9 protein-coding genes and 1 pseudogene are annotated in these 11,644 nt (G+C 70.5%); 8 read left to right on the top strand and 2 right to left on the bottom strand.

Annotation, left to right across the window (positions count from 1 at the left end; translation table 11 throughout):
• The first annotated feature begins 343 nt into the window (after window positions 1-343).
• The 7 genes and pseudogenes from ACFXGX_RS41830 to ACFXGX_RS41800 all read left to right on the top strand — a co-directional run.
• On the top strand, window positions 344-1,399 hold the full coding sequence (locus tag ACFXGX_RS41830) for a BMP family protein (RefSeq protein WP_384803295.1): 1,056 nt from the start codon (window positions 344-346) through the stop codon (window positions 1,397-1,399).
• Window positions 1,400-1,687: 288 nt separating this feature from the next.
• The gene (locus ACFXGX_RS41825; protein ID WP_384803292.1) at window positions 1,688-3,334 is read left to right on the top strand and encodes an ABC transporter ATP-binding protein; all 1,647 of its coding nucleotides are present in this window, start codon (window positions 1,688-1,690) and stop codon (window positions 3,332-3,334) included.
• Entirely contained in the window at window positions 3,334-4,458 is a 1,125-nt protein-coding gene (locus ACFXGX_RS41820) for an ABC transporter permease (protein ID WP_384803289.1), read from the top strand. The genes ACFXGX_RS41825 and ACFXGX_RS41820 overlap by 1 nt, the downstream gene beginning before the upstream one ends.
• Window positions 4,455-5,720 carry an ABC transporter permease gene (locus tag ACFXGX_RS41815; RefSeq protein ID WP_384803286.1) on the top strand — a complete coding sequence of 422 codons (1,266 nt, stop codon included), beginning with the start codon at window positions 4,455-4,457 and terminating at the stop codon, window positions 5,718-5,720. Before ACFXGX_RS41820 ends, ACFXGX_RS41815 begins: the two co-directional genes overlap by 4 nt.
• Window positions 5,717-6,130 (top strand): cytidine deaminase, encoded by a 414-nt coding sequence (locus ACFXGX_RS41810; RefSeq protein WP_384803283.1) that lies wholly within the window; start codon window positions 5,717-5,719, stop codon window positions 6,128-6,130. Before ACFXGX_RS41815 ends, ACFXGX_RS41810 begins: the two co-directional genes overlap by 4 nt.
• Before the next feature lie 65 nt (window positions 6,131-6,195).
• Window positions 6,196-7,479, top strand: coding sequence for a thymidine phosphorylase (locus ACFXGX_RS41805; protein ID WP_384803280.1), 1,284 nt, complete (start codon window positions 6,196-6,198; stop codon window positions 7,477-7,479).
• A gap of 110 nt (window positions 7,480-7,589) precedes the next feature.
• Window positions 7,590-7,829 (top strand): annotated as a pseudogene (locus tag ACFXGX_RS41800) (hypothetical protein); the annotation flags it as partial.
• 39 nt (window positions 7,830-7,868) lie between these two features.
• Here ACFXGX_RS41800 and ACFXGX_RS41795 read toward each other — a convergent pair.
• Both ACFXGX_RS41795 and ACFXGX_RS41790 read right to left on the bottom strand, forming a co-directional pair.
• A complete protein-coding gene (locus ACFXGX_RS41795; protein ID WP_384803277.1) occupies window positions 7,869-8,936 on the bottom strand; it encodes a sigma-70 family RNA polymerase sigma factor in 1,068 nt (355 codons plus the stop codon).
• Window positions 8,937-9,118: 182 nt separating this feature from the next.
• Window positions 9,119-10,438: an MFS transporter gene (locus ACFXGX_RS41790; protein WP_384803274.1), complete on the bottom strand. Its 1,320-nt coding sequence runs from the start codon at window positions 10,436-10,438 to the stop codon at window positions 9,119-9,121.
• A 62-nt stretch (window positions 10,439-10,500) separates the two neighbouring features.
• Between ACFXGX_RS41790 and ACFXGX_RS41785 the strand changes: the two genes are divergently transcribed.
• Window positions 10,501-11,463: a LysR family transcriptional regulator gene (locus ACFXGX_RS41785; RefSeq protein WP_384803271.1), complete on the top strand. Its 963-nt coding sequence runs from the start codon at window positions 10,501-10,503 to the stop codon at window positions 11,461-11,463.
• The last annotated feature ends 181 nt before the right edge of the window (window positions 11,464-11,644 follow it).

The raw sequence follows: 11,644 nt of genomic DNA, 5'->3' as shown, positions 1-11,644 counted from the left end.
GCTTCGCGCGTCGGCTCCCCCGGCCGACCCGGCACGCTCACCGGCCCCCCCGCCCCGCGCCACCGGCACCGGGCGCCGCCCCGAGCCGGGGCGGCGCCACCCCCGCGCCCCCCCCCCGTGCCCCCTGTCCGTCCTCTTCGTCCCCCTCCGTCTTTTTCCTCTGTGATCGGCAGGTGCGGGGCCCCTGGGCGACATGTGCGGGGCCCCTGGGCAAGTGGCGTCGAGCACAGCCGGATAACAAGGTGGACAGAAGGGGTTTTCTAGTTGGTCTACGCGCGTTAATCTGCGGCGAAGCCAGCGCCGAAGCTGAACCGTCAGGCGCTGAACGACAGGAGCACATGTAATGCGCCGGGTTACCCGCATCGCGCTCGCAGGTACTGCGACCGCCTCTCTCGCCCTCGCTCTGTCCGCCTGTGGCGGCACCTCGACCGACTCCTCGTCCTCCTCGGACTCCAAGGGCGGCAACAAGGGCCTCGCCATCGCGTACGACGTCGGCGGCAAGGGCGACCAGTCCTTCAACGACGCCGCGTTCGAGGGTCTGAAGAAGGCGAAGGGCGAGTTCAAGTACGAGACCGCCGACGTCGAGCCCACCGACGGTGAGACGGACGCGGACAAGACCCAGCGTCTGGTCTCCCTGGCCAAGCAGGGCTTCAACCCGGTCATCGGCATCGGTTACGCCTACGGCCCGGCCGTCAAGGCCGCCGCGGAGAAGTTCCCGAACACCACCTTCGGCATCGTCGACGACTCCACCGTCGAGGCGAAGAACGTCGCGGACCTGGTCTTCTCGGAGCAGGAGGCCTCGTACCTGGCCGGCGTCACCGCCGCCAAGGCCACCAAGACCAACACCGTCGGCTTCGTGGGCGGTGTGGACGTTCCGCTGATCCACAAGTTCGAGGCGGGCTTCGAGCAGGGTGTCAAGGACACCAAGCCCGGCGTCAAGGTCCTCTCGCAGTACCTGACGCAGACCGCCCAGGAGGGTGGCTTCTCCAGCCCCGACAAGGGCAAGACGGCCGCCGAGGGCCAGATCGAGAAGAAGGCCGACGTCGTCTACGCCGCGGCCGGTCTGTCCGGTCAGGGTGTCATCGAGGCCGCCTCCGCCAAGAAGGTTCTGGCGATCGGCGTCGACTCGGACCAGTACCTCCAGGAGGCGCTGGCCAAGTACAAGGACTCGATCCTGACCTCCGCCACCAAGGACGTCTCCAAGGCGGTCTTCAACCTGGCGAAGTCGGTCGAGGATGGCAAGCCCGAGAGCGGTATCGTTCGGGGCGATCTGAAGTCCGGTGAGGTCGGCCTGGCCGACTCCAACCCGGCCTTCAAGAGCAACACCGCGATCCAGGACGCCGTCAAGGCCGCCCAGGAGAAGATCATCAGCGGTGCGATCAAGGTCAAGACCAGCTGACGAGAAGTACCTCAGGAGCAGCCAATGCGGTCCCGGGGAAGTTCGGGCAAGTCTTCGTGCCGGCCGGCACGGGGAGGCGCCTGTTCCGACCCGGAGCCGCTTGGTAACCGCGGGGTTACGTCCGCTCAACGGGATACGAGGAGTCTTGCTCCACGTATCCCGTTCTCGCGGCCTGTGGCCCCTTTCGTTGCCGTAGGGGCGCTACGCGCGTAGACGACCCCCTTTCCCTCAGGAGAGTGCGCCATCAACGCGTCCAGCAGCCCTCCGGCCGACGCGGTCAACGGTCAGGTGACCGCCGTCGAACTCGCCGGGATCACGAAGCGATTCCCTGGCGTCGTGGCCAACCACGACATCCACCTCAGCGTCCGCAAGGGCACCGTGCACGCCCTCGTCGGCGAGAACGGCGCCGGCAAGTCGACGCTGATGAAGATTCTCTACGGCATGCAGAAGCCGGACGAGGGCACCATCGCCGTCGACGGCGAACAGGTCACCTTCTCGTCGCCCGGCGACGCCATCGCCCGCGGCATCGGCATGGTCCACCAGCACTTCATGCTGGCCGACAACCTCACCGTCCTGGAGAACGTCACCCTCGGCAGCGAGAAGCTGTACGGGATCGGAGCCAAGGCCCGCCGCAAGATCGGGGAGATCTCCGACCGCTACGGCCTCGGGGTCCGCCCCGACGTCCTGGTCGAGGAGCTCGGCGTCGCCGAACGCCAGCGCGTGGAGATCCTCAAGGTCCTCTACCGCGGCGCCCGCATCCTGATCCTCGACGAGCCGACCGCCGTCCTCGTGCCGCAGGAGGTCGACGCGCTCTTCGACAACCTGCGCGAGCTCAAGGCCGAGGGCCTGTCGGTCATCTTCATCTCGCACAAGCTGGGCGAGGTCCTCTCGGTCGCCGACGACATCACGGTCATCCGGCGCGGTACGACGGTCGGCACCGCCGTGCCCTCGGAGACGACCCCCCGTCAGCTCGCCGAGCTGATGGTCGGCAGCGAACTGCCGACGCCGGAGACCTCCGAGTCGACCGTCACCGACCGGGCCGTGATCGAGGTCGACGACCTGGTCGTCTTCGCCAAGGGCTCGGTGTCGATGGGCAAGGGCTCCGCCGCCCTGCTCAAGGACGAGGTGGAGCGCGGCGCCGTACGGCTCGTCCTCGACCATGTCTCCTTCACCATCCACGCCGGTGAGGTGATGGGCATCGCGGGTGTCGAGGGCAACGGCCAGACCGAGCTCATCGACGCGCTGATCGGTCTGAAGGCCGCCGACTTCGGTGTCGTCCGCTTCGCGGGCGAGGACATCACCGGGATGTCCACGCGCAAGCGCCGCGAGAACGGTATCGGCTACATCCCCGAGGACCGGCACCGCCACGGCCTCCTCCTGGAAGCCCCCCTCTGGGAGAACCGCATCCTCGGTCACGTCACCGAGAAGCCCAACGCCAAGGGTGTCTGGATCGACATCAAGGGCGCCCAGCAGGACACCCGCCGCATCGTCGAGGAATACGACGTACGCACCCCCGGCATCGACGTCACCGCGGCCTCCCTGTCCGGCGGCAACCAGCAGAAGCTGATCGTCGGCCGCGAGATGAGCCACAAGCCGAAGTTCCTGATCGCCGCCCACCCCACCCGTGGTGTGGACGTCGGCGCGCAGGCGCAGATCTGGGACCAGATCCGCGCGGCGCGCCGCGAAGGACTCGCCGTCCTGCTGATCTCCGCGGACCTGGACGAGCTCATCGGCCTGTCCGACACGCTCCGGGTGATCTACAACGGCAAGCTGGTCGCGGACGCGGACCCGGCCACCATCACCCCGGAGGAACTCGGCTCGGCCATGACCGGCGCCGCCTCCGGACACCTGGAGAACGAGGAGCTCGCCGAAGCGGCCGAGCTCGAAGAGCCCGCCGAGAACCCGGCGGACGCCCCGGAAGACGAGGCCCGCTGATGAAGAAGTTCGACAAGGAGCGCATCCTCCTCGGGGTTGCCGGGCCGGTCATCGCGCTCGTCGTCGCCGTGGCGCTGACCTCGATCGTGCTGCTCGCCTCGGGCAAGAACCCGATCGAGCCGTACACGATCATGTTCGAGCAGGCGACGTACTCCGACATCCAGGTCCTGATCATCAACCAGGCCTCGCTGTACTACATCGCGGCGCTGGCGGTGGCCGTCGGCTTCCGGATGAACCTGTTCAACATCGGTGTCGACGGCCAGTACCAGCTCGCCGCCATGATGGCCGCGGTCGTCGGCGCGCACGTCGCGCTGCCGGCCGCCCTCCAGGTCCCGCTGCTGATGCTGACCGCCATCTGCACCGGCGCCTTCTGGGCCGGCATCGCCGGTGTCCTCAAGGTCACCCGCGGGGTCAGCGAGGTCGTCGCGACGATCATGCTCAACGCGATCGCGACCTCCGTCATCGCCTACCTGTGGCTGCCCGACGTCTTCGGCGTCAAGCTCGGCAACAACAACACCACCGGCGAGATGCACAAGTCCGGCTGGATCCCCGGCTTCAGCATGGGCGACGCGGGCGAGATCTACGGCCTGGTCATCCTCGCCGTGGTCCTCGGCATCGGCTACTGGATCGTCCTCAACCGCACCCGCTTCGGCTTCGACCTGCGCGCCTCCGGCGCCTCCGAGTCCGCCGCCGCGGCCAGCGGTGTCGACCCCAAGCGCATGGTGCTCACCGCGATGCTGCTCTCCGGCGGCATCGCCGGACTCGCCGGTCTGCCGATCCTGCTCGGCGACACCCACACGTACAGCCTGAACTTCCCGACCGGCATCGGCTTCCTCGGTATCGGTATCGCGCTGCTCGGCCGCAACAGCCCCGTCGGCATCGCCTTCGCGGCCCTGCTGTGGGCCTGGCTCGAGAAGGCCTCGCCCGAACTCGACTTCCACGGGTACGACAAGGAGATCGCGGTCATCATGCAGGGCCTGATCGTGATCTCGGTCGTCGTCTCGTACGAGGCCGTGCGCGAGTGGGGTCTGCGCCGTCAGCAGCGCCGCGTCGGCGCCGAACTCGCCGCGGGCAACGTCCTCGGCGGAACCGACAACACCGAGAAGGAGGTGGCTGGACGATGACCACCGCAGCCGACGTCAACCAGCCCACGCTGCAGCCCGCGGCTCCCAAGAGCCGCCGGATGTCGCTCCCCGTCCTCCTGCTGGTGATCGCGGGCGCCCTGGCGCTGACCTCGATCGTCCGCATCATCACCGGCGCCGACGGCATCACCAACGTCAGCCAGATGTCGACCGCGCTCGAACTGGCCGTCCCGATCGGCCTGGCCGGTCTCGGCGGTCTGTGGGCCGAGCGCTCCGGCGTCGTCAACATCGGCCTCGAAGGCATGATGATCCTCGGCACCTGGTTCGGCGCCTGGGCCGGTTACCAGTGGGGCCCGTGGACCGGTGTCCTCGTCGGCATCATCGGCGGCGCCCTCGGCGGCCTGCTGCACGCGATCATCACGGTCACCTTCAACGTCAACCACATCGTCTCCGGTGTGGCCATCAACATCCTGGCCCTCGGCGTCACCCGCTACCTGTCCCCGATCGCCTTCGTGGGCGTCCAGGGCGGATCGGCCAAGCAGTCCCCGCCGGTCGACTCGCTCGGCCAGTTCACCGTGCCAGGGCTCTCCGACTGGCTCACCACCCTGAACTCCAAGGGCTGGTTCTTCATCTCCGACATCGCCGGTCTGCTCGGCGGTCTGGTCACCGACGTCTCCTGGCTGACCCTGATCGCCATCGCGCTGATCCCCGGCACCTGGTGGGTCCTGTGGCGCACCTCGTTCGGTCTGCGCCTGCGGTCCTGCGGCGAGAACCCGATCGCGTCCGAGTCGCTCGGCGTGAACGTCTACAAGTACAAGTACATCGCCGTGATCATCTCCGGCGGACTGGCCGGCCTCGGCGGAGTCTTCCTCTCCATCGTCGCCAACCCCTTCTACCTGGAGGGCCAGACCGCCGGCCGCGGCTACATCGGTCTCGCGGCGATGATCTTCGGCAACTGGATGCCCGGCGGCCTCGCCCTCGGCGCCGGACTGTTCGGCTACACCGACAGCCTCAACCTGCGCGGCGGCTCCGAGAACGTCCACGCCCTGCTGCTGCTCGGCGCGATCCTGCTCGTGATCGGCGCGATCTGGCTCGCGGTCAAGAAGAAGTACATCTCCGCGGTCATCACCCTGGTCATCGGCGTCCTCGTCTTCCTCTGGTACGCCATGACCAACGAGGTGCCCAGCCAGATCGTCTCCGCCACGCCGTACGTCATCACTCTCCTCGTCCTGTCCCTGTCGGCGCAGCGCCTGCGCATGCCGAAGGCGGACGGCCTGCCGTACCGGAAGGGACAGGGGAAGTGACCGCCGCCGGCGCGGACTCCGCGGACGTCGACTGGGAGGTGCTGCGGGAGGTGGCCCGTACGGCGATGACCCGTGCGTACGCCCCCTACTCGGACTTCCCGGTGGGCGCCGCCGCCCGCGTCGACGACGGCCGGATCGTCTCCGGCTGCAACGTCGAGAACGCCTCCTACGGCCTCGGCCTGTGCGCCGAGTGCGGTCTGGTCTCCGAACTGCGGGCCACCGGAGGCGGCCGGCTGACGCACTTCACGTGTGTCGACGGGCAGGGCGAGATCCTCGTCCCGTGCGGACGCTGCCGGCAGCTCCTGTTCGAGTTCGGCGGGGACGAACTGATCGTGGAGACACCGCTCGGGCTCGTGCCCCTGTCCGAGATGCTGCCGCAGGCCTTCGGGCCGGGCCATCTCACCAAGTAATGCCCCGCGGCCCCTCCGGCCGGCCGACGCCGGGGAGGGGCCGCTCATCTTTCGGAAGGAACGCCATGGCCATGGACGCCGTCTCCGTCATCCGCACCAAGCGGGACCGCGCCGAACTCAGTGACGCGCAGATCGACTGGGTCATCGACGCGTACACCCGCGGTGAGGTCGCCGACTACCAGATGGCCGCCCTCAACATGGCGATCCTGCTCAACGGCATGAACCGCCGTGAGATCGCCCGCTGGACGGCCGCGATGATCGCCTCGGGCGAGCGCATGGAGTTCTCCTCCCTGTCCCGGCCGACCGCCGACAAGCACTCCACCGGTGGCGTCGGCGACAAGATCACCCTTCCGCTGGCCCCCCTCGTCGCCGCCTGCGGTGCCGCGGTGCCCCAGCTCTCCGGGCGCGGCCTCGGCCACACCGGCGGCACCCTGGACAAGCTGGAGTCCATCCCGGGCTGGCGCGCGCTGCTCTCCAATGAGGAGATGCTGCACGTCCTCGACACCACCGGCGCGGTCATCTGCGCGGCCGGCGACGGACTCGCCCCCGCCGACAAGAAGCTCTACGCGCTCCGCGACGTCACCGGCACGGTCGAGGCCATCCCGCTCATCGCCTCCTCCATCATGTCCAAGAAGATCGCCGAGGGCACCGGCTCGCTGGTCCTCGACGTGAAGGTCGGCACCGGCGCCTTCATGAAGACCATCGAGGATGCCCGCGAGCTGGCCTCCACGATGGTGGGCCTCGGCACCGACCACGGCGTGAAGACGGTCGCGCTCCTCACCGACATGTCCACGCCGCTCGGCCTGACCGCGGGCAACGCCCTGGAGGTCCGCGAGTCGGTGGAGGTCCTCGCCGGCGGCGGCCCGGCCGACGTCGTCGAGCTCACCGTCGCCCTGGCGCGCGAGATGCTCGACGCGGCCGGGATCAAGGACGCCGACCCGGCGAAGGCGCTCGCCGACGGTTCCGCGATGGACGTGTGGCGCCGCATGATCGCCGCGCAGGGCGGCGACCCGGACGCCGCGCTGCCCACCGCCCGCGAGACGCATGTCGTCACCGCCTCGGCCTCCGGCGTGCTGACCCGCCTCGACGCGTACGACATCGGGATCGCCGCCTGGCGCCTGGGTGCCGGACGCGCCCGCAAGGAGGACCCGGTGCAGGCCGGCGCGGGTGTCGAGCTGCACGCCAAGCCGGGCGACACGGTCACGGCGGGCCAGCCCCTGATGACCCTCCACACGGACACCCCGGACCGCTTCGACTACGCGCTCCAGTCCGTCGAGGGCTCGTACGACATCGGCGCGGCGGGCACCGACTTCAAGGCCCCCCCGATCGTGCTGGACCGTATCGCCTGACCTGCGGTTTCCTCATACGGGTGAACGGGATCGGTGGACCTCCACCGGTCCCGTTCGGCATGCGGTAGGCCCCGAGGCGCCGAGCGCGGCCTGCCTTCGGGCCGCCCGCGATGAGTTCACGGGCGCCGGGCGGTCTACTGACCGTGGACTCCGCCAAACCGGCCGTGCTCGTGCTGCCAGGACTCGTCACCCGGGACGAGGTGCCCCGGCTCTGCGAGGCTGTCCGGGCGCTCCTCGGGGCGAGCGGCAGCGGGGTCGTGGTCTGCGACGTCGCCGGCCTCGGGCCGCCCGGCCTCACCACCGTCGACGTGCTGGCCCGCATGGAACTGGCGGCCCGCCGGGCGGGAGGCCGGATACGCCTGCAGGGCCCGGACCCGGCACTGCGCGCCCTACTCGACCTCGTCGGCCTCCGCTTCGAGACCTGCGACGGCCACGGGTCCGGCCTCGCCCCGGGGGCCGGGAGCCTCGGGCCCGTCGAGATGGAGGGGGAGTCCGAAGAGGGGGAACCAGCGGGCCGTGTCCAGGAAGAAGTGGAACCCGGAGATGCGGCCCTTTGAGATCTCCAGCACCTGCACCGACCAGGGGGTGTGGCCGCCCGCCTCCTCGTCCGGCTTGTACTGCGCGAAGCCCGGCAGGCCGTTGACCTCCACCGGGATCAGGCGCGAGTCGGCGCAGGCGGCGCCCAGCGTCGTCATGAAGCCGGTGATGTCGTCCGTGCCGCGCAGCCACAGGTCGAACGGCGGCATCGTCATGACCGCGTCCTCGTGCAGGAGCGCCGTCAGCGCCCTCATGTCGTACCCCTCGAAGGCCGCCACATAGCGCTCCAGGAGCTTCTGCTGCTCCTCGTCGAGCGGGTCGGAGGTCGCGGCGTCCGCGCCCGCCCCGTCGTTCTCCGCGAGGGTGGCGCGGGCCCGCTGGAGGGCGCTGTTGACCGAGGCGACGCTCGTGCCGAGCAGCTCGGCGACCTCGCTCGCCCGCCACGCGAGGACCTCGCGCAGGATGAGCACCGCTCGCTGCTTGGGCGGAAGCTGCTGCAGGGCCGCCATGAACGCCAGCCGCACTGATTCCTTGGCCACCGCGGCCTCCGCCGGATCGCTGGTCGTCGGCAGCACGCGGCCGTCGGGCATCGGCTCCAGCCAGGTGTTGTCCGGGCGGGGGATGAGCGCGGCCTGCGCCAGCGGCGAGGGGCCCGTGAGATCCATCGGCCGGGCTCTCCTGTTGCCCGCGTTGAGCATGTCCAGGCACACGTTCGTCGCGATCCGGTACAGCCAGGACCGCATCGAGGAACGGCCCTCGAACGTGGCGTAGCCGCGCCAGGCCCGGACCATCGTGTCCTGCACCGCGTCCTCGGCCTCGAAGGACGAACCGAGCATGCGGTAGCAGTACCCCGTCAGCTCGACCCGGTGCTGTTCCAGCCGGACGTCCAGGTCCGCCGTCGTCGCCGTACCCTCGCTCATCGCCAACCCACCCCTGTGGCCGTTTCCGATTCGCGCGTCATCGCGCCGGCACTTCGGAAGCTACCGCAGCCCACTGACAATGGCGTGTGGAGTGGGAACAACGGCAGGTCACGGGGGGTGTTACGGAGAGCGGGCCCAGGCCCGGCGGAGCCCCGCGGGCCCGGCCGGGCGGGCCGAGGCCCTCAGTGGGCCGGCGCGGGCACGCGGCGCGCGGCGGTCCGGGCCGCGCGGGAGCCGAACAGGGTGATCGTGACGACTCCCAGCACCGCGAACAGCCCCATGGCCACCGTGCCCGCCCAGCCGCCCGCGTGGAAGGCGACCGCGCCCAGCGTGCTGCCGGTGCTGGAGCCGATGTAGTACGCGGACTGGTAGAGGGCCGACGCCTGGGCCCGCCCCGTCTTCGCGGTGTGACTCACCGACGACGACGCCACCGCGTGGCCCGCGAAGAAGCCCGCGGTGATCAGGACCAGGCCGAGCAGCACCATCGCCAGGGAGCCGGCCAGGGAGAGGAGCAGCCCCAGGGCCGTGGTGGCGCCCGCCACGTACAGGGAGCCGCGGCGGCCCAGCCGGCCGGCCAGCCGGCCAGCCGTCGACGCCGACACCGTACCGACGAGATAGACCAGGAAGACCGAGCCGACGATGCCCTGCGGGAGCGAGAACGGCGCCTCGCCGAGGCGGTAGCCGATGACCGTGTAGACCCCGCCGAACACCATCATGAACAGCGCGCCGATCGCGTACAGCCGGCACAGCAGCGGGTTCGCGAGGTGGTCGCGCACCGTGCGGGCCAGCACCCGGGGCCGCAGCGAACCCCGCGTGAAGTGCCGCGGTGCCGGAAGCAGCAGCCGGAAGGCCACCGCGCAGACCACGGCGATCAGCCCGATCGTTCCGACGGCCACCCGCCAGCCCCATTCCTGCGCAACCCAGCCGGTGATGACCCGGCCGCTCATCCCGCCGACGCTGTTGCCCGCGACGAACAGACCGATCGCGGTGATCAGCGCCCTGGGGCGGACCTCCTCCGCCAGATACGCCGTCGCCGACGCCGGGAGTCCCGCGAGTGCCGCGCCCTGAACCGCCCGCAGGACCACCAGGGCGCCGATCGACGGCGCGAAGGGGACCAGGAGGCCCACGGCGACCGCCACCGCCAGGGACGCCGTCATCAACGTACGCCGTCCGAACCGCTCCGACAGCGCGCTCATCGGCAGGACGAACAGCGCGAGCCCGCCCGTCGCCGCCGACACCGTCCAGCTCGCCTCGCTCGCGCTCACCCCGAAGTCCGAGGAGAGCAGCGGCAGCAGGGCCTGGGTGGAGTACAGGAGCGCGAAGGTCGCGACGCCCGCGAGGAAGAGCGCGAAGCTCATCCGGCGGTAGCCGGGCCCGCCGGGGGCCATGCGGGAGTCGGCGGAGGGGGCGGGGAGGGAGACGGCGGCGGGAGCGGAGGAGACGGCGGGAGCGGAGGAGGCGGCGCCCGTGGTGACGGGCGCCCCGGTACTGGCGGAAGGCATACCTCGAACGTAGGGAGGCGTCGTTCATCCGTCCAATGCATGGAATCGACATAATCGTTCCCATGGCGCATCAGCACAGGTCACAGGCTCACCTGTCACCGTTCAGTGACACAGAAGACAGTGCGCACTTCGCAAGACTGCTCGCCCCGCGCCTGGCGTACTTCGCCGGCGTCGCCCGCACCGAGCACGTCACCCGGGCCGCGGAACAGATGGGCGTCCCGCAGTCGACGCTGTCCCGGGCCATGGTCAGGCTCGAACAGGACCTGGGCGTCGACCTGTTCGCGCGCCGTGGCCGCACGGTGTCGCTGACCCCGGCCGGGCGCACCTTCCTCTCCTCCGTGGAGCGGGCCCTCGCCGAGGTCGAGCGTGCCGCCGAGGAGGTGCGCGCGGACGCCGACCCGGCCACCGGCAAGGTCGCCTTCGGCTTTCTGCACACGATGGGCTCGGAGACGGTGCCGGGGCTGATCCGCGCGTTCCGCGCCGATCATCCGGGCGTCCGCTTCAGCCTCGTGCAGAACTACGGGGAGGCCATGCTGGAGCGGCTGCGGTCGGGCGAACTGGACCTGTGTCTGACCTCGCCCGTGCCGGACGCGCCCGATCTGGTGGGCCGCCGGCTCGACGAGCAGAAGCTCCGCCTGGTCGTGCCGGCCGACCATCCGCTCGCCTCACGCAGACGCATCCGGCTCGCCGAGGCGGCCGACGAGACGTTCGTGACCCTGGAACCCGGCTACGGGATGCGCCGCATCGCCGACGACCTGTGCCAGGAGGCGGGGTTCCGGCCGCGCATCGCCTTCGAGGGGGAGGAGGCGGAGACGCTCCGCGGCCTCGTCGCCGCCGGCCTCGGCGTCGCCCTGCTGCCGCCACCGGCCGTCCCCCGTCCGGGAGTCGTCGAACTCACGGTCACCGCTCCGCGCGCGGTGCGCGAGATCGGCGTCGCCTGGCTGGACGGCCACCCGGACACCCCGCCGGTGGCCGCCTTCAAGAAGTTCCTGCTCTCCCGCCGCGGCCACCTGCTGCCCGACTGAGCCGCCGGACGGCGTGGTGCCCGACTGAGCCGCCGGGCGGCCCGGTTCAGGGCGGACGGGAATTGCCGGAAGGCCCTAGGGCGTGTCCGCAAAGTCGCGCCTGCCCGGCGACGCCTGGCACGCACTCTCGCCGCACCGGGCGAAGACCCAAGTACGTCCAGTACGAGGGTCTGCGCCCGGC

Origin of the sequence: Streptomyces sp. NPDC059371, assembly GCF_042751995.1 — a bacterium.
GTDB lineage: Bacteria > Actinomycetota > Actinomycetes > Streptomycetales > Streptomycetaceae > Streptomyces.
The sequence above is the reverse complement of the archived record's forward strand: the minus strand, read 5'-3'. Positions and strand labels throughout refer to the sequence as shown.

Coding starts and splice junctions, on each gene's coding strand:
- ACFXGX_RS41830 (WP_384803295.1), top strand. CDS start 344: ATGCGCCGGGTTACCCGCATCGCGCTCGCAGGTACTGCGACCGCCTCT.
- ACFXGX_RS41820 (WP_384803289.1), top strand. CDS start 3,334: ATGAAGAAGTTCGACAAGGAGCGCATCCTCCTCGGGGTTGCCGGGCCG.
- ACFXGX_RS41815 (WP_384803286.1), top strand. CDS start 4,455: ATGACCACCGCAGCCGACGTCAACCAGCCCACGCTGCAGCCCGCGGCT.
- ACFXGX_RS41805 (WP_384803280.1), top strand. CDS start 6,196: ATGGCCATGGACGCCGTCTCCGTCATCCGCACCAAGCGGGACCGCGCC.
- ACFXGX_RS41795 (WP_384803277.1), bottom strand. CDS start 8,936: ATGAGCGAGGGTACGGCGACGACGGCGGACCTGGACGTCCGGCTGGAA.
- ACFXGX_RS41790 (WP_384803274.1), bottom strand. CDS start 10,438: ATGCCTTCCGCCAGTACCGGGGCGCCCGTCACCACGGGCGCCGCCTCC.
- ACFXGX_RS41785 (WP_384803271.1), top strand. CDS start 10,501: ATGGCGCATCAGCACAGGTCACAGGCTCACCTGTCACCGTTCAGTGAC.